The organism is Goodfellowiella coeruleoviolacea, assembly GCF_024171785.1.
Classification (GTDB): domain Bacteria; phylum Actinomycetota; class Actinomycetes; order Mycobacteriales; family Pseudonocardiaceae; genus Goodfellowiella; species Goodfellowiella coeruleoviolacea.
On record NZ_JAMTCK010000002.1, the window covers coordinates 470,338 to 494,390 of the forward strand.

The 24,053-nt window shown below is 72.1% G+C and carries 20 protein-coding genes and 1 pseudogene; 13 read left to right on the forward strand and 8 right to left on the reverse strand.

Features of this window, described 5'->3' with window-relative positions:
- Window positions 1–57: 57 nt before the first annotated feature.
- A complete protein-coding gene (locus tag LX83_RS05460; protein WP_253767697.1) occupies window positions 58–1,308 on the forward strand; it encodes an MFS transporter in 1,251 nt (416 codons plus the stop codon).
- Window positions 1,309–1,422: 114 nt separating this feature from the next.
- A complete protein-coding gene (locus LX83_RS05465) occupies window positions 1,423–2,199 on the forward strand; it encodes an SDR family oxidoreductase (protein ID WP_253767699.1) in 777 nt (258 codons plus the stop codon).
- Between the two features lie 92 nt (window positions 2,200–2,291).
- On the opposite strand, the gene lhgO is transcribed toward LX83_RS05465, so the two are convergent.
- On the reverse strand, window positions 2,292–3,497 hold the full coding sequence (lhgO, locus tag LX83_RS05470) for an L-2-hydroxyglutarate oxidase (protein ID WP_253767700.1): 1,206 nt from the start codon (window positions 3,495–3,497) through the stop codon (window positions 2,292–2,294).
- Between the two features lie 345 nt (window positions 3,498–3,842).
- Here lhgO and LX83_RS05475 point away from each other — a divergent pair, with 345 nt between their 5' ends.
- From LX83_RS05475 to LX83_RS05485, 3 genes are all read left to right on the forward strand, one after another.
- Complete coding sequence (locus LX83_RS05475) at window positions 3,843–6,335, forward strand: ATP-dependent Clp protease ATP-binding subunit (protein ID WP_407649491.1); 2,493 nt, start codon at window positions 3,843–3,845, stop codon at window positions 6,333–6,335.
- A gap of 190 nt (window positions 6,336–6,525) precedes the next feature.
- Window positions 6,526–7,770, forward strand: coding sequence for a cysteine--1-D-myo-inosityl 2-amino-2-deoxy-alpha-D-glucopyranoside ligase (gene mshC, locus LX83_RS05480; RefSeq protein ID WP_253767704.1), 1,245 nt, complete (start codon window positions 6,526–6,528; stop codon window positions 7,768–7,770).
- A gap of 205 nt (window positions 7,771–7,975) precedes the next feature.
- Entirely contained in the window at window positions 7,976–9,151 is a 1,176-nt protein-coding gene (locus LX83_RS05485; protein WP_253767706.1) for a hypothetical protein, read from the forward strand.
- 95 nt (window positions 9,152–9,246) lie between these two features.
- Here the strand turns inward: LX83_RS05485 and LX83_RS05490 are convergent.
- Window positions 9,247–9,570 (reverse strand): annotated as a pseudogene (locus LX83_RS05490) (cytochrome P450); the annotation flags it as partial.
- Window positions 9,571–9,685: 115 nt separating this feature from the next.
- Window positions 9,686–10,651, reverse strand: a complete 966-nt coding sequence (locus tag LX83_RS05495; RefSeq protein WP_253767707.1) for a ketopantoate reductase family protein — start codon at window positions 10,649–10,651, stop codon at window positions 9,686–9,688.
- Window positions 10,652–10,741: 90 nt separating this feature from the next.
- On the opposite strand from LX83_RS05495, the gene LX83_RS05500 reads away from it, so the two are divergent.
- A complete protein-coding gene (locus tag LX83_RS05500) occupies window positions 10,742–11,311 on the forward strand; it encodes a TetR/AcrR family transcriptional regulator (RefSeq protein ID WP_253767709.1) in 570 nt (189 codons plus the stop codon).
- 188 nt (window positions 11,312–11,499) lie between these two features.
- Here the strand turns inward: LX83_RS05500 and LX83_RS05505 are convergent, their stop codons facing one another.
- On the reverse strand, window positions 11,500–12,021 hold the full coding sequence (locus LX83_RS05505; RefSeq protein ID WP_253767711.1) for a winged helix-turn-helix transcriptional regulator: 522 nt from the start codon (window positions 12,019–12,021) through the stop codon (window positions 11,500–11,502).
- 86 nt (window positions 12,022–12,107) lie between these two features.
- On the opposite strand from LX83_RS05505, the gene LX83_RS05510 reads away from it, so the two are divergent.
- The 7 genes from LX83_RS05510 to LX83_RS05540 all read left to right on the forward strand — a co-directional run bounded on the left by LX83_RS05510 (window position 12,108) and on the right by LX83_RS05540 (window position 19,282).
- Window positions 12,108–12,590 carry a nuclear transport factor 2 family protein gene (locus LX83_RS05510; protein ID WP_253767713.1) on the forward strand — a complete coding sequence of 161 codons (483 nt, stop codon included), beginning with the start codon at window positions 12,108–12,110 and terminating at the stop codon, window positions 12,588–12,590.
- A gap of 82 nt (window positions 12,591–12,672) precedes the next feature.
- Window positions 12,673–13,593, forward strand: coding sequence for a ribonuclease Z (locus tag LX83_RS05515; RefSeq protein WP_253767715.1), 921 nt, complete (start codon window positions 12,673–12,675; stop codon window positions 13,591–13,593).
- A gap of 149 nt (window positions 13,594–13,742) precedes the next feature.
- The gene (locus LX83_RS05520) at window positions 13,743–14,426 is read left to right on the forward strand and encodes a dienelactone hydrolase family protein (protein WP_253767716.1); all 684 of its coding nucleotides are present in this window, start codon (window positions 13,743–13,745) and stop codon (window positions 14,424–14,426) included.
- 390 nt (window positions 14,427–14,816) lie between these two features.
- The gene (locus LX83_RS05525) at window positions 14,817–15,770 is read left to right on the forward strand and encodes an acyl-CoA desaturase (protein WP_253767718.1); all 954 of its coding nucleotides are present in this window, start codon (window positions 14,817–14,819) and stop codon (window positions 15,768–15,770) included.
- Between the two features lie 222 nt (window positions 15,771–15,992).
- Window positions 15,993–17,411 (forward strand): RtcB family protein, encoded by a 1,419-nt coding sequence (locus LX83_RS05530; protein ID WP_253767721.1) that lies wholly within the window; start codon window positions 15,993–15,995, stop codon window positions 17,409–17,411.
- Window positions 17,408–17,836: an archease gene (locus LX83_RS05535; protein ID WP_253767723.1), complete on the forward strand. Its 429-nt coding sequence runs from the start codon at window positions 17,408–17,410 to the stop codon at window positions 17,834–17,836. The genes LX83_RS05530 and LX83_RS05535 overlap by 4 nt, the downstream gene beginning before the upstream one ends.
- 339 nt (window positions 17,837–18,175) lie before the next feature.
- Complete coding sequence (locus tag LX83_RS05540; RefSeq protein WP_253767725.1) at window positions 18,176–19,282, forward strand: inositol-3-phosphate synthase; 1,107 nt, start codon at window positions 18,176–18,178, stop codon at window positions 19,280–19,282.
- Window positions 19,283–19,430: 148 nt separating this feature from the next.
- Here the strand turns inward: LX83_RS05540 and LX83_RS05545 are convergent, their stop codons facing one another.
- The 4 genes from LX83_RS05545 to galE are packed head-to-tail and all read right to left on the reverse strand — an operon-like array spanning window position 19,431 to window position 23,940.
- A complete protein-coding gene (locus LX83_RS05545; protein ID WP_253767727.1) occupies window positions 19,431–20,753 on the reverse strand; it encodes a GNAT family N-acetyltransferase in 1,323 nt (440 codons plus the stop codon).
- Complete coding sequence (locus tag LX83_RS05550; RefSeq protein WP_253767729.1) at window positions 20,750–21,862, reverse strand: glycosyltransferase; 1,113 nt, start codon at window positions 21,860–21,862, stop codon at window positions 20,750–20,752. Before LX83_RS05550 ends, LX83_RS05545 begins: the two co-directional genes overlap by 4 nt.
- A 7-nt stretch (window positions 21,863–21,869) precedes the next feature.
- On the reverse strand, window positions 21,870–22,865 hold the full coding sequence (locus tag LX83_RS05555; protein WP_253767731.1) for an amidohydrolase family protein: 996 nt from the start codon (window positions 22,863–22,865) through the stop codon (window positions 21,870–21,872).
- Window positions 22,866–22,884: 19 nt separating this feature from the next.
- Complete coding sequence (galE, locus tag LX83_RS05560) at window positions 22,885–23,940, reverse strand: UDP-glucose 4-epimerase GalE (RefSeq protein WP_253767733.1); 1,056 nt, start codon at window positions 23,938–23,940, stop codon at window positions 22,885–22,887.
- Window positions 23,941–24,053: the final 113 nt, after the last annotated feature.

Here is a 24,053-nt window from a genome sequence, read left to right on the forward strand (position 1 = left end):
GCAGTCGGCCGGAAAGTTGTTGACCTCCACTGCGGTCGAAGTATCACGATTGCGCGCGTGAAAAGCGGTGATGACTGGTCGTACTGGCGGGTGTTGCGGACCGGGCGGCTCGCGCCGCTGCTCGTCGGAGTTGTGATCTCCAGTGTGGGTGACGGCATGCTCGTCACCGCGCTGCCGTTGCTGGCGCTGGCGGTGCGGGGTGACACGCCGGCCGCGTTGGTGATCGCGATCGTGGAGGCCGCGCCGTACCTGCTCGCCACGGCGTTGGCGTTCGCCATCGGGCTCGGCCGGTTGCGGGTGCCACCCCGAGCCCTGTTGATCTGGGACTGCCTGTTGCGCGGGGTGCTGTTCGTCGGGCTGGGTGTGTTGGCGCTGTCCGGGGACCTGTCACTGCCGGTGTTGGTGTGCGGCCTGCTGTTCGGGTCGGTGTTCCGGATGGTCGCGATAAGCAGTCGGCGTCTGGTGATGACCGCGCTGGTGGAGCCGGCGGGCCTGTTCGCGGTCAACGGACTGCTCAGCACCAGCCAGGGGATCACGCTCTACGCGGCCGGGCCGGTGCTCGGCGGGGTGCTGTCGGCCGTGGGGCAGCCGGGGGTGGCGCTGCTGGTCGACGGGCTCTCCTTCTTCCTGTTGCTGGTCGTGCTGCTGGTGGTGGTGCCAGCCCAGTCCGGTTCGGTGCGCGGCACCAGCATCCCCGCGTCCGGGTTGCGCATTCTGCGCCGGGTGCCGATGGCCGCGCGGCTGTGCGTGGTGGTGTTCTGCGTCAACCTGTTCTACATGCCGGTGGAGGTGGCCCTGCCGCTGCTGGTGCGGGGACCGCTGGGCGGCGACGGTGCCACCCTCGGGGTGATCTGGGCGGGGTTCGGGATCGGCACGCTGATCGGCGCGATCGGCACCAACTGGCTGCGCCGGTTACCGCAGCAGCGGCTGCTCGTCGCGATCATCGCGGCCCAGGGGTTGGTGGTCGTGCTGTTGCTGTTGGTGCCCACTGCCTCGCTGGCCACAGCGGTGTTCTTCGCGCTCGGTGTGGTGTACGCGCCGTTCACCCCGGTGGTTTACACGCTCGTGCAGTCGGTGCTGCACCAGGACGAGCAGCAGCCGGTGCTCACGCTCTGGTCGGCGGTGTCCGTGCTGGCGGCGCCGATCGGGCTCGGCCTGGCCGGGCCGCTCATCACGGCGGTGGGTGTCCACGGTGGACTGGCGGTGTCGGCCGGGTTGACCCTGGTGCTGGTGCCGATCGCGGGCATGGGACTGCGCCGCGACCGGGACCGCGCCGGTGACCAGCCAGTCGAGCCGGTGCCCCGCTAGCCGGCCGAGGTCGGCGTGCTGCCCACGCCTGTTGGCACCTGTTGCCCGGATCACTGTCACACGTTGCCCGGCTGCCTCGTCAGGTGGGGCATGACAGGCAACCGAGGAGACGCGATGCGGGTTCTGGTGACCGGTGCGACGGGTGTGCTGGGCTCGGCAGTGCTGCCGGCGCTGCGGGAGGCGGGTGTCGCGGTGCGGGCGACGAGCCGGAAACCCCGGCCGGACACGGGCAGCGGAATCGACTGGATCACCGCGGACCTCACCACCGGCGCGGGCGTGGCCGAGGCCGTCGCCGAGGTGGACGCGGTGGTGCACCTGGCGGCCGCGCCGTACAAGGGGAAGTACACCGACAGGGTCGAGATCGACGGCACCCGGCTGCTCACCGAGGCGGCGGCCAGGGCCGGGGTGAGCCACCTGCTCTACACCTCCATCGTGGGGACCGACCGGGTGCCGTGGGGCTACTTCCAGAGCAAGGTGCGCGGCGAGGAGGTGGTCAGGGACGCGCCGCTGCCCTGGTCCATCCTGCGGGCAACGCAGTTCCACGCCTTCGTGGACCGGGCGTTCACCATGATGGCGAAGCTGGGTGTGCTGATCACCGATCCCGGCATCGCGGCCCAGCCGGTCGCCGTGGGCGATGTCGCCGAACGGATCCGGGACCGGATCGAGCGCGGGCCCAGCGGGTCGGTCGAGAACTTCGGTGGCCCCGAGGTGCTGGCCTTCGACGAGGCGGCCAGGCAGTGGCTGGAGGTGCGGGGCACGCGGCGCCCGGTGCTGCGGCTGACGCTGCCGGGCACGCTGGGCGCGGCGTTCCGGGGCGGACACCTCACCACCGACGCCCAGCCGACCGGCACGGTCAGCTGGCAGCAGTACCTCGTGGCGAAGTACCGCTGACCCGGCGCGCCCACACCCTGCCGTGTGGACAGTCCATTAAGGACAAAGTTCTCCCTGGGGCTCGGTGGGGCGTCCGTGCCCGGCGTGCTGGGTCAGCTGCGGCGCAGCTCGTCGAGCACGTCCGAGGCGACCCGCTCGCCGATCACCAGGCTGGCGGTGGCCGCGGGGGAGGGCGCGTTCAACACGTGCACCGCGCGCCTGGCCCGGGTGATGACGAAGTCGTCGACGAGCCGGCCGCTGTCGTCCACCGCCTGGGCCCGCACGCCCGAGCCGTGCCGCACCAGGTCAGCGCCGCGCACGTCGGGCAGCATGGCGCGGACGTCGCGGACGAACAGCGGCCAGATCGCCGACCGGGCGAACTCGGCCAGGCCGTAGCGCCAGTACCGGCGGGCCAGTCCGCGGACGGCGGGATCGCGGGCCAGTTCGGCGAGCAGCCGGGGCTCGACGTCCCGCCAGCGGTAGCCGTGCCTGGCGAACGCCGGCACCGCGTTGGGACCGATGTGGACGGTGCCGTCCAGCAACGGGGTCAGGTGGATGCCCAGGAAGGGCAGGTCCGGGTCGGGCACCGGGTAGACCGGGCCGCGCACCAGGGCGGACCGGTGCGGGCGCAGCGCGGCGTACTCGCCCCGGAACGGGACGATGCGCACGGGTGGTCTGATCCCGCTCAGCCGCGCCACCCGGTCACTGTGCAGGCCGGCGCAGTTGACCAGCGCGCCGGCCCGCTCCCGGCCCTGGGGCAGGCCGAGCACCACCTCGGTGTCGGTGATGTCGATGCGGTGCACGGGCGCGGACGTGCGCACCGCGCCGCCGAGTTCGGTGATCTCCGCGACCAGCGCGGCGCACACCCGTGCGTAGTCGGTCACCGCGGTCTCCGCCACGTGCGCGGCGGCGACGGCCCGCACGTGCGGCTCCCGCTCGGCCAGTTCGGCCTGGCTGATGCGGCGCACGGTCACCCCGTTCGCGGTGCCGCGCGCGACGAGCGCGTCGAGCCGGGGCAGCTGCGCCGGGCTGGTCGCCACCACGAGCTTGCCGGTGCGCCGCACCGGCACCGCGTGCTCCGCGCAGAAGCGGATCATCCGCTCGGCGCCGGCCCGGGCCATCCGCGCCTTGTGGCTGCCTGGCGCGTAGTACAGGCCGCTGTGGATCACGTTGCTGTTGTGGCCGGACTGGTGGGCCGCCCACCGCGCCTCGGCCTCCAGCACCAGCACGGACGTGCCGGGTGCCGCGCGCAGCACGGCGCGCGCCGTCGCCAGTCCGACGATCCCGGCCCCGACCACCACGACGTCCACGGCTGGCACGGCGCGCCCTCCTTGAGCTACTTCGGCCTGGGCCGACCACCACTCAGCCCGACTGTAGTCAGCTCTCGCGCGGGGAGGGTGTGCGCAGCGGGCGGCCACGTGCCGGTGGGCCGGCCCGCGGTGCTCGACGCTCGCGGACCCGTGCCAACGAGCGTGGGCACACTGCCCGGGCCGTGCGTCGGCGCGCTCGGCGCACCCGGCGCGTTGGCTGGTTAAGCCGGGGGTGTCGGTGGGAAGCCGTTGGGGAGCAAGGAGATCCCCGGGAGCGGGTGGTGGAACCGCTGTCCGCTGGGCGGCTTCCGCTCGACAGGACGAACAGGACGAACAGGACGAGGAGTGAGCGCGGTGTCCGGTGAGCCCTTTGGCGGGCGCGGTTTCGGCGCGCCCTTTGACGACCTGATCCAGCGGTTCTTCGGCGGCGACCCGTTCGGTGGGATGGCCCCCCGCCGGCCGGTGCAGCGGGTGGACCTGTCCCGGTTGCTGTCCGACCAGGCGCGCGACCTGATCCAGCGCGCGGCGGAGCAGGCCGCCGAGTGGGGCAGCCCGAACCTGGACGCCGAGCACCTGCTGTGGGCGGCGACGCAGTTGCCGACCACCCGGCAGATCCTGGAGCAGGCCGGCGCCGATCCCCAGCGGCTGGCCACCCGCATGGAGCAGGCCGTCGCCAAGGGGGAGCCCTCGGCCGAGACACCACCGCTGACCCCGGCGGTCAAGCGGGCGCTGCTGGACGCGCACGCGCAGGCCAGGCAGGCCGGTGCCAGCTACATCGGTCCCGACCACATCCTGCTCGGCCTGGCGGCCAACGCGGAGACCCCGGCCGGGCAGGCACTGCGCGGGCTGGGCACCTCCGGCGGCGAGGGCCTTGCCGGTGGTGGCGACGGCGGGCGGGCCGGCGCGACGAGCAGGACACCCACCCTGGACCAGTACGGCCGGGACCTGACCCGGTCCGCCCGGGAGGGCAAGCTGGACCCGGTTGTCGGTCGGGAGGACGAGATCGACCAGACCATCGAGGTGCTGTCCCGGCGCACCAAGAACAACCCGGTGCTGATCGGTGACCCGGGCGTGGGCAAGACCGCCATCGTGGCGGGCATCGCCCAGCGCATCGTCAACAACGACGTGCCCGACCCGCTGGCCGACCGCCGGGTGGTGACCCTGGACCTGGCCGGCATGGTGGCCGGGACGAAGTACCGGGGTGAGTTCGAGGAACGGCTGAAGAACGTCATCGACGAGGTGCGTGCCGCCGAGGGCAAGGTCGTCCTCTTCGTCGACGAGGTGCACACCATCGTCGGCGCCGGTGCCGGCGGGGATTCCTCGATGGACGCCGGCAACATCCTCAAACCCGCGCTGGCCAGCGGTGAACTCCACGTGATCGGGGCGACCACGGTGGACGAGTACCGCACCAACATCGAGAAGGACCCGGCCCTGGAACGCCGGTTCCAGCCCATCCTGGTGCCCGAACCCAGTGTGGCGGACACCGTGGCGATCCTGCGGGGACTGCGCGACCGCTACGAGGCCCACCACCAGGTGCGCATCACCGACGAGGCGCTGGTGGCCGCCGCCGAGCTGTCCGACCGCTACATCACCGCCCGGTTCCTGCCGGACAAGGCCATCGACCTCATCGACCAGGCCAGCGCCCGCGTGCGGCTGCGGTCCCGCACGCCCGCCCCGGACACCCGGCAACTGGAGGAGCGTGTCGCCTCGCTGCGGCGGGAGAAGGACAGCGCGGTCGCCGCCGAGGACTACGAGCGCGCTGGCCAGCTCAAACAGCGGTTGGCCGAGGCCGAGGAGGAGCTGCGGCGGGCCAGGGAGTCGGCGGCGGGCGGGGTGGTCGAGGTGACGCCCGAGCACATCGCCGAGGTCGTGTCCCGGGCCACCGGCATCCCGGTCGCCCAGCTCACCGAGGAGGAGAAGGAACGACTGCTGGGGCTGGAGAAGCAGCTGCACGAGCGCGTGGTCGGGCAGGACGAGGCGGTCAGCGCCGTGGCCAGGGCGGTGCGCCGGGCCAGGGCCGGCATGGCCGACCCGCGCCGGCCGGACGGGTCCTTCCTGTTCCTCGGCCCGACCGGGGTGGGCAAGACCGAGCTGGCCAGGGCCCTGGCCGAAGCGCTGTTCGGCGCGGAGGACCGGATGGTCCGCTTCGACATGAGCGAGTTCCAGGAGCGGCACACGGTGTCCCGCCTGGTCGGCGCGCCACCCGGCTACGTCGGCTACGAGGAGGCGGGGCAGCTCACCGAGGCGGTGCGGCGCCGGCCGTACTGCGTGCTGCTGTTCGACGAGATCGAGAAGGCGCACCCGGACGTGTTCAACACCCTGTTGCAGCTGCTCGACGACGGCCGGCTGACCGACGCCCAGGGGCGCACGGTCGACTTCTCCAACACCGTCGTCATCATGACCAGCAACATCGGCGCGGACCGCATCCTCGCGGCCACCACGGCCGGCCGCCCCGTCGCGGAGCTGCGCCAGGAGCTGATGGACCTGCTCGGCCAGCGCTTCCGGCCGGAGTTCCTCAACCGGATCGACGAGATCATCCTGTTCCAGGGGCTCGGCCGGCAGCAGCTGCACGCGATCACCGGCCTGCTGGTCGAGCACAGCCGACGTCGCCTGCACGCCCAGCACGTCGCCCTCGACGTCAGCGACGAGGCCGTCGACTACCTGGCCAACCGCGGCTACCAGCCGCAGTTCGGTGCCCGGCCGCTGCGGCGGGCCATCCAGCGCGACCTCGACGACGAGCTGTCCGAGATGCTGTTGCGTGGGCAGCTCAACCCCGGCGACACCGCCCGGGTCACCGTTGCCGACGGCCGGCTGCGGATCACCGCCGAGCGGGGCGCCGGCGAGTGACCTCGGGTGGGAGCCCGGCGTCACGCTGCGCCTGCCGGTGCCGGACCGTGCGTCACCACCGCGCCCGTCGGGCGGACACGGGGCCGGCTGCGGTGACGGACCGTGATACCGCGGCGGCGCACCGTCTCACAGCGCGGACGCCCGCCATGACCGTCCTTCACCGCCGGCGGCAGAGGTTAGGGTCGGTGTCATGCAGACTTGGTCATCCCAGCCCGTGCCGAAGGTTCCCGGGCAGCCCCGCCCGCTGCGACTGTTCGACACGGCCACCAGGGAGGTCCGGCCGACGACACCCGGCAAGACCGCCAGGATGTACGTCTGCGGCATCACCCCCTATGACGCCGCCCACCTCGGCCACGCCGCCACCTACCTGGCGTTCGACCTGGTGCACCGGCAGTGGCTGGACGCCGGGCACGAGGTGCACTACGTGCAGAACGTGACCGACATCGACGACCCGCTGCTGGAGCGCGCCGAACGCGACCAGGACGACTGGGTGGTGCTCGGCATGCGCGAGACAGCGCTGTTCCGGGAGGACATGGAGGCGCTGCGGGTGTTGGCGCCGCACGAGTTCGTGGGCGCGGTGGAGTCCATTCCGGAGATCGTGGTGGCGGTGGCCAAGCTGCTCGCCGACGGGGTGGCCTACCGGGTGGCCGACCCGGAGTACCCCGACATCTACTTCGACCACAGCGCCACCGGCCGGTTCGGCTACGAGTCGAACTACGACGAGGCCACCATGGTGGAGCTGTTCGCCGAGCGGGGTGGTGACCCGGACCGCGAGGGCAAGCGCCACCCGCTGGACGCGCTGCTGTGGCGGATGGCGCGGGACGGGGAGCCGTCCTGGCCCTCCGAGCTGGGGGCGGGGCGGCCCGGCTGGCACATCGAGTGCAGCGCCATCGCGTTGAACCGGCTCGGGCTGCCGTTCGACCTGCAGGGCGGGGGATCGGACCTGATCTTCCCGCACCACGAGTTCAGCGCCGCCCACGCCGAGGCGCTGACCGGCGAGCACCCGTTCGCCCGGCACTACAGCCACGCCGGCATGATCGGGCTGGACGGCGAGAAGATGTCCAAGTCCCGGGGCAACCTGGTGTTCGTCTCCCGGCTGCGCGCTGACGGGGCCGACCCGATGGCGGTGCGACTGGCGCTGCTGTCCGGGCACTACCGCCAGGACCGGCCGTGGACCCAGGACCTGCTCACCGCGGCCACCGCCCGGCTGGCCCGGTGGCGGGAGGCGGTGGAGCTGCCCTCGGGGCCGCCCGCCGAGGACACGGTCGCCCGGCTGCGCGACCACCTGTCCGACGACCTGGACACGCCCAGGGCGCTGGCCGCCGTGGACGCCTGGGTGGGCGAGGCGCTCAGCCGGCGCTCCGGCGCCGATGACGCCGCGGCTCCGGCGCTGATCCGCACGGCGGTGGACGCCCTGCTCGGGGTGGCGCTGTAGCTAGTGGCGCTCCAGGTAGTGGCGCTGTAGGTAATGGCGCTGTAGGTCACGACACTCGCTGGCGGCACCTGACGACGCGCTGGCCGGCGGCCCCGCACACTGCGGCCGCCGGCCGGATGGTCCCGTTGTCAGGTGCCGTCGTGTTACCCGGGAATGATCCGTTCGGAGGAACCGGAAATCTTCCCTAGTTGGTTATATTCCAACAATGACGACCCTGCGTAGAAGAACCGTGCTGGCGGGCCTGTTCGCGCCCGCCCTGGCGAGCGCGGTCGGGGCCCTGCTCCCGGGTACCGCCTCGGCGGCGGTCCTGCCGTCCAGCAACTTCAAGCTGATCCGGAGCGCGGACAACAGCGCGTACGACGCCCTGGTCAACGCGCTGCCCAGGGCGAGCGTCAGCGCGGTGCTGGACAGCGCCAACCGCACCGCCACCCCGATGTCGGCCAGCGCGGGCGCGGCCCAGGCCAAGAACTTCGCCGCCGGCTTCGACTGGCAGTCCGGGGACAACACCGTCACCGAGTGGATTCCGCAGGGCATCACCACCAGCGCGGACGCCTACGACGCCGGTACCTACGAGGGGCGCGACGTCGTGTTGGTGTCGTGGTACGACTCGGGCACCGCGCCGGCCAAGGGCGTGCGGATCAGCTTCGTGGACCGGACCACGCCGACCAAGCCGGTGTACCGGCACGTGCTGCTGGTCGAGCCGACCACCAGCGGGTCCAATCCCAGCTACAAGGCGATCAGCATCCACGCCGGCGGGCTGATGTGGTACGGCAACCTGCTGTACGTGGTGGACACCAACAACGGCCTGCGCGTGTTCGACCTGAACAACATCCTCCAGGTGTCCACCGCCAACGACGGCGTCATCGGCCGGGGCAGCGACGGCACCTACAGCGCCTACGGCTACCTGTACGTGCTGCCGCAGAAGTTCTCCTACCAGCAGTCGGTCCCCAGCGGGGTGACCAGGATGCGCTTCTCGTTCGTGTCGCTGGACCGCACGACCAGCCCGGACAGCATCCTGGTCGGCGAGTTCGACGAGGTCGGCGACGGCAGCCGGCTGTTCCGGTTCAACATCGACTACACCAACCGCGAACTGGTCGCCACCAACGGGACCGCCACCGCGGCCTGGGCCTACGAGGTCAACATCAGGGCGATGCAGGGCGCGGCCAGCGTGAACGGGAAGTACTACATCTCCCGCAGCAACCCCGGCGCCAAGGGCGACCTGGTCACCTGGGTGCAGGGGCAGAGCGTCAAGATCAACTCGGCGGCGCTGCCCTACGGCACCGAGGACTTCAGCTACGTCAAGTCCCGCGACGAGATGTGGACCCTCAGCGAGCACGCCGGGTCCCGGCACGTCCTGGCCGTCCGGGCCAGCGCGTTCTGAGGCGGGCCGGGTCGGGTGGTCCTGGGTTGTGCGGGCGCCACCCGACCCGACGTGATTGTCCACAGTGGACCTCGCGCGGGTCCGACCACGCCGCCCAGCGTTGTCACCAGGTCACCGGGCCGTGGCCCGGCCAGCAGCGCGTCGATCTGCCCGTCGACGATCTCCTGGATCCGCGGCCGCAGCGCCTCCAACCGGCGCACCGTGAACTCGCCGAGTACGGCCCTGCGCGCCGGCCCGTGCTCGGGCGCGTCCATCGCGATCAGGGTGCGCTCCTCGTCCGGCCGCCGGGCCGCGGCCTCGCCCTTGACCAGCTGCGGGAAGTCCGGATGCTGCCGGTCGGCGCTGAACCGCCGGTCGTTCAACACGGTTCGCACGTCTTCGTGGCGGCTGACCACCCAGGCCCACCCGCCGTCGGGGACAGCGAAGAGCCGGGTGTGAACTGCGGTTGGTCGACCGGTGCGACCGGGTTTGGTTCTGGGCTGCGGTGGACCAGGGAGCCGCGGTGGACCACCGGGACCGACAACACCGGTGGATTCAGACTCGACCGGTCCCCGCACGGGCGAAGTTCGGTTCGGCCGCTTCCAGTCGCGGTACCGAGATGCCCAGCCGTCGTGCTTCGGCCAGGGTGTCCCGGCAGATCTCACGCGGCTCCTCGGCGTCGGGGGCGGAGTGCGCCGCGAAATTCACGCGCACGGGCGCGACATGAGCGGTCAGCCAGGCGAGCACGGGGGCCGTCAGCCAGGTGGGCGCCCGGAACAGCAGCACACCGCCCCGGTGACGGCGCAGGTCAACGCCGCGCGCCTGGAGGAGCGGCAGCAGCTCGCGGCCAGCCAGCAGCGCCTGGCGCAGCTCGCCCGTTGCCCCGGCCAGCTTGGACAGGGAACCCAGCCGCAGGCCCTGGGAGAGCAGGCCGGCATCCGACGCGAAGTGGACCCACAGCCAGCCGCGGAAGTCAGGCCGCTCCTTGGGGCGGAGCCCGGCCTCGCGAAACGCCTGGCGCACGGCCCGCTCCCGGTCGGTGGGGGGCTGGCCGAGAGTGCCGAAGATGACCGAAGGCAGCAGCGCCCCACGGAGCACGCCGTCCGCGCCGAAACCGCCACCGGCCTGGGGAGAGCCCCAGGCGATCTGGTCGACGGGGAGTGCGCCGATCGCGGCCAGCGGCTCGGTCCAGATGTTGCCGAAGACCAGCACCGTGGCCTGGCCGACACGCGGGGACAGGAAGGCCGTCGCCTCCGCGAGGCGGTGGTGCGGCACGCTGAGCACGATCAGGTCGAAGTCGTGGTCCGGCGCCAGCGCCTCGCGGTATCGCACCGGCCACTTCTCGACGACGCGCTGCCCCCACACCCGGCGCCGCGCATCGATCAGGTCGAGGTCCACCGCGTCTCCGTACGTCGCCGCGCGGCCCGGCCGGACGTAGAACTCGACGTCATGTCCCGCCTGTTGCAGGACCCAACCGTAGACAGTGGCGATCACGCCTCGGCCGAACATCAGGATCTTCACGTTGCACCTCGCGGGGTACGATTGAATTGGAGATCATCTCCACTTTCGAAAATATGGAGATCATCTCCATTTGTCAACGCGAGGTAGCGCATGACCGCCGACAAGCCGCTGCGGGCCGACGCCCAACGCAACCGCGACGCCCTGATCGCCAAGGCACGAGAGGTCTTCGACGCCGGCGATTTCTTCGACCTGCGCTTCGATGACTTCGCCCGCCTGGCCGGGGTGGGCACCGGCACGCTGTACCGCCACTTCCCCACCCGGGAGGCGCTGGCCGAGGCGGTCTACCACGGGGAAGTCACCGCGCTGTGCGACCGCGCCCGCCAACTGCGGGCCACGCTGCCCGCGGCGGAGGCTCTGGCGGCCTTCCTGCGCGGCATGGTCGACCACATCGATGCCCACAAGGGCCTGGCCCGGACGCTGGCCACGCTCATGGCCGATCGCTCGGGTGATCTCGCCGAGGGCAGCCGGGCGCTGGAGCAGGCTGTCGCCGACCTGGTGGCCGCCGCGGTGCGGGACGGTGCCGTTCGCGACGACGTGGACGCCGGTGCCGTGATGATGGTGCTGCACGGCATCAGCGCGGCCCACGACCGCCCCGGCTGGCGGGCCGAGGCCGACGACGTCGTCACCCTCGTGCTGGACGGGCTGCGCCGCCCGCTGTGACAAGGTGCGACACGAGGTCGCGTGTCGGAGGAGACGAAGTGGAGCGCGCGGGCGTCCGGTTCGGACTGTCCGGTTCGGGTCAGCGACACCGCGGGGTGGGACTCCGGGGAGTGGTGGAGGTCATGGCGACTCCCTGCGGCGGCAGTGCCGGCGGTCCGACCCAGCCTGGGGCGGGGGAGTCAGGGGCGTCAAACCTCGGCCGGGCCACCGGGTTCGGCGCCCGGGACGAACTCGTGCACCAGGGCGGTGCCCGGGCCGGTGCGCGCTCCCGGGCCGGGCGAGAGCGCCACGGTGTCGGCGGTGATCGGCCGCGCGCACGACGAGCAGGACACGGTCGGGGTGAACCGGTGGCCGCACTCGGTGTGCTGGAACCGGATCGGCGGTCCGCCCTCCGGAGTGGCCCAGCGGTCACCCCAGGCGGTCAGCGCCATCAGGATGGGAACCAGCTCGCGCCCTGACTCGGTGAGCTGGTAGTGGTGGCGCGGCGGCCGGTCCTGGTACTGGGTCCTGGCGACCACCCCGTGCTCGACCAGGGCGTTGAGCCGGCTGGTGAGCAGGTTGCGGGAGATGCCCAGATCGCGGGCGATGTCGTCGAACCGGCGCATGCCGAAGTAGAGGTCCCGCAGGATCAGCGGAGACCACCAGTCGCCGGCCACGTCCAGCGTTCTGGCCAGCGAGCACTGCATGTCCGCGAAGCTTGTCTGCCGCACCCCACCAGCGTAGTACCGGTTGGGTTGCGCTATTGAACTCACTCTGGTCTAGTGAGTACTGCTATTGAACTCACTGGGGAGGGTCCATGTACCACCGGATCGTGGCGAGCAAGGTCCGCGCGACGTTCGACGAGATCAGTGCGGGCAGGTGGGAGGCGATGGTCGACGGCATGGCGCCCCGGTTCACCTACCGCTTCTACGGCGAGCACGCGCTGTCCGGCGAGCGGCACACCACGGCGGCGCTGCGGCTGTGGTGGCAGCGCAGCCTCCGGCTGCTGCCGAACACGACGTTCCAGGTCGAGGACGTCGTGGTGAGCGGGTGGCCGTGGTCCACCAAGGTCGCCACCCGGGTGCGGGTCAGCGCCCCACTGCCGGACGGCACCCGCTACGAGAACGTGTTCATGCAGTTCATCGCGATGCGCTGGGCGCGGATCACCGAGGTGCACACCCTGGAGGACACCGTGGTGCTGCAACGGGCCCTGGACGCGCTCGCGGCCGCTGGTGTCGCCGAGGCACACGCCGAGCCGATCACCGACGCCAGCGCCGAACACCGGGCCGCCGTGGGCTGATCGCTGGTGCGCTGTCACGGCGAGCACACGCTGCCGGGTCGACCTCCTCGGATGGGCCGGGCGCGTGCCGTAGGGTCCCGGCGTGGCCAGTCGTGAACTCGTGGTGTTGGGCACCGCCAGCCAGGTGCCCACCCGGCACCGCAACCACAACGGGTACCTGCTGCGCTGGGACGGCCACGGGCTGCTGTTCGACCCGGGGGAGGGCAGCCAGCGGCAGCTGCTGCTGGCCGGGGTGCCGGTCAGCGCGATCCACCGGATCTGCGTCTCCCACTTCCACGGCGACCACTGCCTCGGCCTGCCCGGGATCGTCCAGCGGCTGTCCGTGGACAACGTGTCGCACCCGGTCATCGCCCACTACCCGGCCTCCGGCCAGCACTACTTCGAGCGGCTGCGCCACGCCACGGCCTTCCATGAGGTCGCCGAGCTGGTGGCGGAGCCGGTCGCCGGGCCAGGGGTGGTGGCCACCGGCCCGTTCGGGGTGCTGGAGGCCCGCGCGCTCGACCACCGGATCGACTCGTTCGGCTACCGGCTGGTGGAGCCCGACGCCCGCCGGATGCTGCCCGACCAGCTCGCCCGGTGGGGGATCACCGGGCCAGACGTGGGCCGGTTGCAGCGGGAGGGGACGCTGCGCGTGGGCGAGCACACCGTGACCGTCGAGCAGGTCAGCGCGCCCCGACCGGGCCAGCGGTTCGCCTTCGTCATGGACACCCGGCTCTGCGACGGCGTCTACGAACTGGCCGAGCGGGCGGACCTGCTGGTGATCGAGTCCACCTACCTGGCCGAGCACGCCGAGCTGGCAGCCGAGTACGGGCACCTCACGGTCACCCAGGCGGCGCGGGTGGCGGCCGAGTGCGGGGTGCGACGGCTGGTGCTCACCCACTTCTCCCGGCGTTACGCCGATGTCAGCGGCTTCGCCGAACAGGCGGCCGAGGTGTTCGACGGCGACATCGTGCTCGCCGCCGACCTGGCGCGCGTCCCGGTGCCGGCGCGCGCGACGGCCTGACCCGCCGCGGCTCGCCGCTTCGCCGCACGCTGCTTCGCCGCTCGCCGTTGGTGTGTGGCCGGTTTTGCTGTGCCGGTCGTCGTTCGCGCGTGGACGGGTTTTCTGTGCGTTGGTCGGTGGTACCCCCTGCGGTGGGAGGTGAGCGCGCGGTGACAACCCCGGTGAGCGTCGAGACCGCTGGCGGTGACCTGGCGGGCGATCTGGTGTTGCCCGACTCGGTCCGCGGGGTGGTGGTGTTCGCCCACGGTTCGGGCAGTTCCCGGCACAGCAGCCGCAATCGCGCGGTCGCGGAGATCCTGCGCCAGGACGGGTTCGCCGCGCTCCTGCTCGACCTGCTGACCGCCGAGGAGGAGGAGCGTGACATCCGCACCGCCGAACTGCGCTTCGACATCGACCTGCTGGCCACCCGGGTGGTCGCGGCCATCGACCAGCTCGACCTGTGGCGGCCCGCCCACGCCTGGGACGCGGCCGATCCGCCGCCGCTGGGCCTGTTCGGCGCGAGCACCGGGGCCGCGGCGGCGCTGGTGGCCGCCGCCCAGCGGCCGGACCAGGTGCGCGCCGTGGTCTCCCGGGGCGGCCGGCCCGACCTCGCCGGCCGCGCGCTCGTGCGGGTGCGCGCGCCCACCCTGCTCATCGTGGGCGGCCGCGACGAGCAGGTGCTCGACCTGAACCTGCGGGCGGGCGACGCATTGGCCGCGCCGCACCGGCTGGACGTGGTGCCCGGGGCGACGCACCTGTTCCCCGAACCCGGCGCGCTGGAGGAGGTGGCCCGACTCGCCGCGGACTGGTTCGGTCAGCACCTGGTCGGGCGGTCCGCACCCGCCAGGGGTTAGCCCACCCCGGTGGTACGGGATCGTTTCGGAATTCCGCGACGCCTTGTCGGGGATTTCTCGACGCCCGGAACTCCGCGCGCGGAGAACGTTGGCATTCCGAGTAACCGGCCTGGAACGGTCACTGGTTTTCGGTGGTCCGGCGCGTCTCGTGTGAGATTCGTGTTATTCGACCTGGGGCTACTTTTGTGGCCCACCGCGGACGTTCCGCGGTGGGTGCTGGACGATGCTCGGCCTGGCCTGTCGGCGAGCCGGAGCGGCTTTCTCCGCGCTGCTCCGCGAGGCGTTCCGGCTCCCGAAACTCTGGCGCTTGAGCTGCTCAGTGTGTAGCCTCGCGGAAGTTACGGTACCGTAGGTAAGGCCAGCCTACTTTGACATCGTGAGGTTTACTTTATGACGAGTACACTTTCCGGCCCGGCCAGGGCGACGAATTCCGGACCACAGCCGCTCTTTGAAGGGCAGGCCGGCACCGGGCGGCAGATCCTTGTCTACATTTTTGTCCTGGTGCCCTTCGCGGCGCTAATCGCCGCGATCCCGTTCGCGTGGGGCTGGGGACTCACCTGGACCGATGTCATCCTCGGCGTGGCTTTCTTTGCGTTCACCGGACTCGGCGTGACCATCGGCTATCACCGCCACTTCACGCACGGTTCCTTCAAGGCCAAGCCCTGGCTGCGGGTGCTGCTGGCGGTGGCCGGCAGCATGGCCGTGCAGGGACCGCCCATCATCTGGGTCGCTGACCACCGCCGCCACCACGCGTTCTCCGACCGGGACGGCGACCCGCACTCGCCGTGGCTGTTCGGCACCGGTCCGGCAGCCCTGGCCAAGGGCTTCTGGCACGCGCACATGGGCTGGCTGTTCGAGCGCGACCTGACCAACAAGCAGCGGTTCGCCCCCGACCTGCTGGCCGACCGGAACGTCGTCGCGGTGAACCGGCTGTTCCCCCTGCTGACCGCGGCCACCCTGCTGCTGCCCGCCCTGCTCGGCGGCCTGATCAGCTGGTCGCTGTGGGGCGCGGTCACCGCGTTCTTCTGGGCCGGGCTGGTCCGGGTCGCGGTGCTGCACCACGTCACCTGGTCCACCAACTCGATCTGCCACATGATCGGCGAGCGCCCGTTCAAGAGCCGGGACAAGGCCGCCAACTTCTGGCCGCTGGCGATCCTGTCCTTCGGCGAGGCATGGCACAACCTGCACCACGCCGACCCGACCTGCGCGCGGCACGGCGTCAAGCGCGGCCAGATCGACATCTCCGCCCGCGTCATCTGGGCCTTCGAGAAGTTCGGCTGGGCCTGGAACGTCCGCTGGCCCACGCCCGCGCGCCTGGCGCGCATCGCGGCCAAGGCGGAGTGACCAGCGGCGCAACGCCTGCCACACGCGGCGGGGACCGGCGAGCCACGTCGGTTCCCGCGCACCTGAGCTGGCGCGTTTAAGCCGCTGGGGCTCGGGTAGCCGAAGACCCTGTGCCGCACGAACGGCAGCTTCGCGCCCGCCCCGAGCCGACGGCGTTGACCGCCAGGGGGACGAGATCCAGGCCGGCGACGGGCGTTGTCCAACGCACCGCCGGAGACCTGGATGGAACTCATCGAGGAAACGCCGTACCGCTTCCGGATCGACCGGCACGGCGAGATGCGGGTACCGGGCGTGGTGTTCGTGTCCAGGACCCTGCTGCCCCACCCCGACCAGGACCGGTCCCTCGACCAGGTGGCCCAGGTGGCCACCCTGCCCGGCATCGTCTCGGCCTCCTACGCCATGCCCGACATGCACTGGGGCTACGGCTTTCCGATCGGCGGTGTCGCCGCCACCGATGTGCACGCCGACGGTGTGGTGTCCCCCGGCGGGGTGGGTTTCGACATCTCCTGCGGCGTCCGCCTGCTGGCCGCCGACCTGGACCGCCACGAGTTCGCCCGGGTGTGCGACCAGGTGATGAACGGCCTGGATCGGGCCATCCCGCGCGGTGTCGGCCGGGGCGCGGTGTGGTCACTGTCCGGATCGGACGAACTGGACCGGGTGCTGCGCGGCGGGGCGCGCTACGCCGTGGCGCAGGGCCACGGGGTGCAGCGCGACCTGGACCGCTGTGAGGACGGCGGCGCCGTCGCGGACGCCGACCCCACCCAGGTGAGCCAGCGCGCGGTGGAACGGGGGCTGGGACAGGTGGGCAGCCTGGGCTCGGGCAACCACTTCCTGGAGGTGCAGGCCGTCGAGGAGGTCTACGACGACCAGGTGGCCTCGGCCTTCGGACTCCGGCCCGGCCAGGTGTGCGTGATGATCCACTGCGGTTCGCGCGGCCTGGGGCACCAGATCTGCACCGACCACGTGCGGGTGATGGAGAAGGCCATGACGCGGTACGGCATCCACGTGCCGGACCGGCAGTTGGCCTGTGCCCCGGTGTCCTCGCCCGAGGCACAGGCCTATCTGGGCGCCATGGCCGCGGCGGCGAACTACGCCCGCGCCAACCGGCAGGTGCTGGGTGAGGCGGCGGCCGCGGTGTTCCGCGCGGCGACCGGGTGCGGGTTGGACCTGGTGTACGACATCTCGCACAACCTGGCCAAGATCGAGGAGCACGAGGTGGGCGGCGAGCGGCGCACGCTGTGCGTGCACCGCAAGGGCGCGACCAGGGCGCTGCCCCCCGGCCACCGCGCACTGCCGGCCGACCTGAGCGCGGCCGGACAGCCGGTGCTCATCCCCGGTTCCATGGGCACCGCCTCCTACGTGCTGGCCGGTGTGCCCGGCGGCGGTGCGTTCCACTCGACCTGCCACGGCGCCGGCCGGGTGCAGAGCCGCCACCAGGCGGCCAAGACGGTGCGGGCGAACAACCTGCTGCGGGAACTCGGCCAGCAGGGCATCGCGGTGCGCGGCGCGTCGCGCCGGGGTCTGGTCGAGGAGGCACCCGTGGCCTACAAGGACGTGTCCGAAGTGGTGGCCACCGCCGAGGGCGCCGGGCTGTGCCGCACCATCGCGCGGCTGCGGCCACTGGGAGTGGTGAAGGGATGACGGCCGACCGCCCTCCGCGCGGCCACCGCGGCCTGCCGCACACCGCGGACATCCGCATCCAGGCGTGGGCGCCGACCGAACAGGAGTGCCTGGCCGAGGCGGTGGCCGCGCTGGTCGACAGCTTCGCCGACACCGCCGGCGCGTCGGCCCAGCGCGTCGTGGAGTCCGACCTGACCGCGGACAGCGCCGAGGACGCCCTGGTGGCCGTGCTCGACGAGGTCATCTACCTGCTCGACACCGAGGGCGTGGTCCCGCTGGACGTGGCCGTCGACCGCGGGGCGCGCGGGCCGCGGCTGCGCATGGCCGTCACCCCCGTCGACGCCCTCGACGTGACCGGCGCCGTGCCCAAGGCGGTGACCCTGCACGGCCTGCGGATGGCCCGGGACGAGCGGGGCTGGACGGGGACGGCGACCATCGACGTCTGAACCCGCCGCCCTACCTCGGCCGGGTGGTTTGCCGCTCGTCCTGGCCGGCTCGCGTCGAGGCGCGGGGTAGCCCCCGGCGCACCGCCCGTTTACCGGTTCCGGCCCCGGGTAGCTTCCGTTCGAGTTATCAGGGAACTGAGCCCACGGCGCGGCAGCCGCTCCGGATCGCCCGGCACGGCGAGTCTGTCCACTGGGGAGTGTCCACTGGGGATCGCCGGCGCCGGGGACCGCCCGGTACCGAGACCAGTTTCCGGCCGGTCGGGAAGAGCGTGTCCGCCATCAGCCTGGTAGCTCCACGAACAGAAGGCTCCACCTGATTGCTAAAGGAGAAGGGCGACCATGGCTGAGGACATTGCCTCGGACAACAGGGGCGCGGTGCGGGTGGCGATCGCGGGCGTCGGCAACTGCGCCTCGTCGTTCGTGCAGGGCCTGGTGTACTACGCCGACGCCGAGGAGACAGCTCGCGTTCCCGGCCTGATGCACGTCAGGCTCGGGCCCTACCACGTGAGAGACATCGACGTGGTCGCCGCGTTCGACGTGGACGCCAAGAAGGTCGGCTTCGACCTCAGCGTCGCGATCGTGTCCAGCGAGAACAACACCATCAAGATCGCGGATGTGCCGCCGACCGGGGTCACCGTGCAGCGCGGGCACACCCTGGACGGGCTCGGCCGCTACTACAGCGAGACGATCAGCGAGTCCGAGACGGCCCCGGTGGACGTGGTCACCGCGCTGCGCGAGACACGGGCCGACGTGCTGGTCTGCTACCTGCCGGTGGGATCGGAGTCCGCGGTGAAGTTCTACGCGCAGTGCGCGCTGCGCGCTGGCGTGGCGTTCGTCAACGCGCTGCCGGTGTTCATCGCCTCCGACCCGGTCTGGGCGCGCAAGTTCACCGCCGCCGGCGTGCCCATCATCGGCGACGACGTCAAGAGCCAGGTGGGCGCGACCATCACGCACCGGGTGCTGGCCAAGCTGTTCGAGGACCGCGGCGTGCAGCTGGACCGCACCATGCAGCTCAACGTGGGCGGGAACATGGACTTCCTGAACATGAAGGAGCTGGAGCGGCTGGAGTCCAAGAAGATCTCCAAGACCAGGGCGGTGACCAGCAACCTGCACCGCGAACTCGGCGCCCGCAACGTCCACATCGGACCATCCGACTACGTGCCGTGGCTGGACGACCGCAAGTGGGCCTACGTCCGGCTGGAGGGGCGGGCGTTCGGCGACGTGCCGCTGAACCTGGAGTACAAGCTGGAGGTCTGGGACTCGCCGAACTCCGCGGGCATCATCATCGACGCGGTGCGCCTGGCCAAGATCGCCAAGGACCGCGGTATCGGCGGTCCGGTGCTGTCCGCGTCGAGCTACCTCATGAAGAGTCCTCCGGTGCAGCGGCCGGACGAGGTGGCCAGGGAGGAACTGGAGGCGTTCCTGCGCGCCGGGGAGGAGCACTGAGGAGGGGAGGAGCACTGAGGGCCGGGGCGGACGGTCCACTGTGGTCACCGCGTGCGGTGTGGCCGCTGGCCGTCCGCCCTCGGGAGTGCGGGACCCCCGGGAGCGCGGGACCCTCGGAAGTGCGGAGGGCAGAACCGCTCGGGGCGGGTCAGAACTGCTCGGCGGGCCAGATCACGAAGTCCTGTTCCGGGCACAGCGCGGCGAGCACGTCCCGGTCCCGCCGGTCGGCGACCAGCCGTGCGGTGGCGGCGTCGTGGCCGCGCAGCAGCAGGCAGCTCAGTTGCTCGCCGGTGAGTGGACGGGTGTCCTCGGGCGCGGCGGCCGAGGGCTCGGCCGGGTGGGGCATGGGTGAGGACTCCGGCAGGGTGGGTTCCGCGGTGACCGCCGCGTCGGTGACCCGCAGCGTGACGCCGCGGTCGGCCATGGCCAGCGGCACCCTGGCCTGCTGCCAGCCGGCCCGCGCCAGCCGTGCCGGCCAGACGTGGCTGAGCGCGTTCGCCAGTGCCGGCGCGGACAGCGGACGCCCCATCAGCCCCGTCGTGCTGGTGTCGCTGGCCGACCACGGGTCCAGCAGGGGCCGCAGCGTGCGCGGGAGCACGGCGCGCAGCCGACCCTGGGTGGGCCGCGCCGCGGCGGCCAACAGGGCGCGGCCGGTCTCGGCGTCCCTCGGGTCGACCCCGAGTTCCAGGATCTCCACCCGCTCGGTCCCGGGACGGTAGCGGACGTAGCCGGTGAGCGCGCCCGCCGCTGGCGCCTGCTGGCCACCGGGTTCCCCGGTCTGCGCCCTCGGCCGTTGCTGGGGTTGTTCCGCGACGTGTTGTTCTGCGAGGTGTTCTTCCGCGACGAGGATCTCGTCGCCGAGCCACTGCCGCGCGGCCTGGAACAGTTCCAGGTCGAGGATGCTGGGGCCACTGCGGTCGGCGTTGCGCAGGCAGCGCAGCGCCAGGACGGCCGGCAGGTCGTCCGCCACCGCGGCGCGCACCCGCGTGCCACCGGCGCCGGTGTCGGGGTCGGCGGTGGCCGTCACCGCTTCTTCGGGCACCGGCCCGAACCCGTAGCGCGCGTACAGGTCAGGCAGGTGGGTCCACAGCAGCGAGTAGGCGTGCCCGGCGGCGGTCGCGGCGTCCAGCGCGGCCCGCATCACCCGACTCGCGTAACCACGTCCCCTGGCGTGTTTGACGGTGATCACGTTGCCGACGCCGGCGGTGCGCATCGGTGCGCCGCTGACGAGCAGCGTCCGCTCGTACAGCCGCACGTGCGCGGCGAGCGCGCCGTCCTCGGCCACCACCCAGGACTGCTCCGGCCGGTAGCTGGGATCCGCCTCGTACCACGGCGCGAAGTACGACCGCGGCTGGTCGTACTCGGTGAGCAGGTCGAGGATCGCGGCCACGTCGCCTTCGGTGGCCCGCCGCACCACCACCTGCGCCGTTCCGCCGGCGCCGGTGCCCATCCGATCGTCCCGTTGGCTCATCGCAGTGCCGCCCGCCGTGTCCAGGAGTCCAACACGCTGTCGTATATCCCCTCGACCAGTTCGGGAATGGCCACGCCGCTGAACTCGCGCCGCCACCGCAGCCTGGCCGCGGCGCCGAGCCGGGTGGCGAGCGCGCGGTCACCGAGCAGCCGCGCACCCGCCTCGGCCAACGCCACCTCGTCGCCCGGCGGCACCAGCAACGCGTGCACCTCGTGCCGGACCTGCGAGGGGATGCCGCCCACGGCGGTGGCCACGAGCGGGACCCCGGCGGCCATCGCCTCCAGCACGACCAGTGGCGTGCCCTCGCTGAACGACGGGACCACCAGCAGGTCGAGTTGGGCGACCAGGGCCGGCGCGTCGGCGCGGAAACCGAGGAAGGTGACCGGAACCCGCAGATCGGCGGCCAGCCGTTCCAGGGCCGCGCGCTGCCGGCCCTCCCCGACGACCACGAAACCGGCGGTGGGGAACCGGGCCGCGAGGCGTGCCGCCGCCCGCAGGAACACCTGAACGCCCTTTTCCGGTTGCAGCCGCGCCACCACGCCCACGAGCGGGCCGGCCGGGCGGGGCAGCGGCGCGCCCGCCGCCGGCGGGGTGAGCGCCGGCAGGCTGTTGCGCACCACGTGCACCTTGTCCGGTGGCACCCGGTCGACGTCGAGCAGTCGGCGCCGGATCTGCTCGGACACGCCGATCACCGCGCCCACCCGGCGGTAGGCCCACTGGCAGATCGCCCGTTCCCGCGCGCCGCGCCACCCGGCCTCGCTGTGCTCGTGCACCACCACGGGTGGCCCGGACGACAGGGTGGCCAGGACCGCCGCGATCGAACTGGCGTACATGTGCGTGTGCACGAGGTCGACCGGGCGCTGGTGCAGCAGTGCGCGCAGGCCGTTGGCGAAGGCCAGGTCGACGCGGCGCTTGACCAACTGCTGGCCGAGGACGCGCACGTCCGCCCCGACGCGCCGGGCCTCGTCGACCAGGCTGCCGCCCACCGAGGCGGCGATGGTGACCTGGTGGCCCCGCCTGGTCAGGGAGCCGGCCAGCCCGACCAGCACCCGCTCGGCGCCCCCCACGTCCAGGGAGTCGGCGACGAACAGCAACCGGCGGGCGCTCATCGCGGCCTCAGTGTGCCTTCTGCGCGGCCTGGGGGGTGCTGATCGTTCGCCCCGCCCGGCGCGGTGCCTGGGGCTCGCGCACCGCGTTGCACCAGTGGCTCCACGCGTTGTCGAAGAAGATCTGCTGCCGCAGCTGGTGCCGCTCGTCCGTACCCTCCTCGGCGACGTGACCGAGGGTGGCCGCGGTCTCGAACACGCCCAGCTGGGGAAGCAGGTGCGCCTGCACGTACCGGTCCGCCTCCATCGGCCAGAACCCGTCCGAGCCGTAGATCAGCCGCTGCGGCTCGACGCTGGTGAGCGCACGCTCCCAACTGGACAGCTGCCAGTCGTCCGGGGGCCCGAAGGACACGTCGGCGCGCATCTGCCACCGCGCCGGGTCCGAACCGTGGGTCATCTTCTCCTGGGCGAGCACCGCGAGGGTCTCGTCCACCCAGGGCCAGCCCAGGTGGGCGAGCTGCACGCGCATCGTCGACACCTGGTGCACCTGTTCGTAGAACGCCGGCCGGCAGAAGCTGCCCTCCTTGGCGTCCAGGAAGATCCCGACGTGGAAGACGGTGTACATGTGGGCGTTGGCGATCGCCTCGTACAGCGGCAGCATGGCGGGGTCGTTGGGATACCAGCCCGAAGGCACCATCTTGACGCCGCGCAGCCCGAGATCGTGGTAGCAGCGGTGCAGTTCCTCCACCATCAGCGACACGGCCTGGTGCTTGTCACCGCCGCCCAGCGACGGCGTCGGGTTGAGCACGCAGAAGCCGTACAGCCGCTCCGGCGCCGCGCTGCAGATGTCCGCGCAGTAGTCGTTGTGCGTCTGGATGTGTTCGAGGTCGTCCTCGTCCAGCTGCCAGGAGCGGGTGTTGAGCAGCGGTGCGAACACGAACGCCTTGTCCACCCCCGCGTCATCCATTGTGGACACGATGGCGTCGGGGCTTTCCCCGCTGTCACTGCCGGACAGGTGGGTGTGCGCGTCGAGAACCCGGTCCAGGGACGGATGCAGTTTGCCCACCACCGCACCGTAGGGCAGGTCAGGGCGCTTCGCCGGCTGGGGACACCGCCTCGGCCAGCAGGGGCTGCCCCGCACGGGGGTTGTGGCGCCCGTGCCAGCGGGCCCGCCAGCGCAGGGCGTCGCGGATGGCGTCGGCCAGGGTGTGCTCACACCGCCACCCCAGCAGCCGCCGGGCCCGCTCGGTGCGGGTGTAGGCGCCCACGGTGTCGCCGGGCCGGGCCGCCACCTCCTCGGTCGCCAGCGGGGTGCCGGCCACCGCGGTGAAGGTCCGCACCAGTTCGCGGACGGTGGTGGGACGCCCGGTGCCCAGGTTGACCACCTGGTAGCCGGGTTCCTGGCTGGCGGACACGGCCTCGTCGAAGCGCAGCAGGGCGTGCACGTGGGCCCTGGCCAGGTCCCACACGTGGATGTAGTCGCGGATGCCGGTGCCGTCCGGGGTGGGCCAGTCCACGCCGGTGAGCTGGAAGGTGCCGCCGCGCTCCCACGCGCTGATCAGCTTGCCCAGGACGTGGCTCGGGTTGGGCTGCTGGCAGCCGGAGCGCAGCCGAGGATCCGCGCCGACCGGGTTGAAGTAGCGCAGCGACAGCGCGGTGACCTCCCCGCCGGCCGCGGCGTCGGCGAGCACCTGCTCGATCATGGCCTTGCTGCGCGCGTACGGGCTGGTCGGCCGCACCGGGGAGGTCTCGTCCACGGAGAAGTCCTCACCCGGCTGGTAGATCGAGGCCGAGGAGCTGAACAGCAGCCGGCCGCAGCCGTTGCGGATCAGGTTGCGCAGCAGCTCCACCGACTTGGCGACGTTCTCCTCGTAGCAGCGCAACGGGTGGGCCACCGACTCCGGCACCACGGTCAGCGCGGCGCAGTGCACGGTGGCGTGGATGTCCGGGTGTTCGGCGAACACCCGGTCCAGCAGTGCCGGATCGGCGATGTCACCGCGGTAGAACGTGCGGCCGCGGGTGAACTCGGCACTGCCCGTGGTCAGGTTGTCCAGGACGACCGGGGTGATGCCCCGGTCCAGCAGTGCCGAGCCGATCGTGCTACCGATGTAGCCCGCCCCACCGGTGATCAAGACCTTCAACGTGAACTCCCTCAGTGCGGGGACACGACAGGCCGCGGTCCACACTGGACCGATCAGACCACCAGGGGCTTTCCCCGTCCGGGGCCGGCTAACCGTCCACCTCCCCCCGCTGT

Bases quoted from the DNA above. Each gene is read 5' to 3' on its own strand.
- LX83_RS05545 (WP_253767727.1), bottom strand. From the start codon at position 20,753: ATGAGCCAACGGGACGATCGGATGGGCACCGGCGCCGGCGGAACGGCG.
- LX83_RS05525 (WP_253767718.1), top strand. From the start codon at position 14,817: ATGACGAGTACACTTTCCGGCCCGGCCAGGGCGACGAATTCCGGACCA.
- LX83_RS05485 (WP_253767706.1), top strand. From the start codon at position 7,976: ATGACGACCCTGCGTAGAAGAACCGTGCTGGCGGGCCTGTTCGCGCCC.
- LX83_RS05535 (WP_253767723.1), top strand. From the start codon at position 17,408: ATGACGGCCGACCGCCCTCCGCGCGGCCACCGCGGCCTGCCGCACACC.
- LX83_RS05510 (WP_253767713.1), top strand. From the start codon at position 12,108: ATGTACCACCGGATCGTGGCGAGCAAGGTCCGCGCGACGTTCGACGAG.
- LX83_RS05540 (WP_253767725.1), top strand. From the start codon at position 18,176: ATGGCTGAGGACATTGCCTCGGACAACAGGGGCGCGGTGCGGGTGGCG.
- LX83_RS05530 (WP_253767721.1), top strand. From the start codon at position 15,993: ATGGAACTCATCGAGGAAACGCCGTACCGCTTCCGGATCGACCGGCAC.
- mshC (WP_253767704.1), top strand. From the start codon at position 6,526: ATGCAGACTTGGTCATCCCAGCCCGTGCCGAAGGTTCCCGGGCAGCCC.
- LX83_RS05500 (WP_253767709.1), top strand. From the start codon at position 10,742: ATGACCGCCGACAAGCCGCTGCGGGCCGACGCCCAACGCAACCGCGAC.
- LX83_RS05465 (WP_253767699.1), top strand. From the start codon at position 1,423: ATGCGGGTTCTGGTGACCGGTGCGACGGGTGTGCTGGGCTCGGCAGTG.
- LX83_RS05550 (WP_253767729.1), bottom strand. From the start codon at position 21,862: ATGAGCGCCCGCCGGTTGCTGTTCGTCGCCGACTCCCTGGACGTGGGG.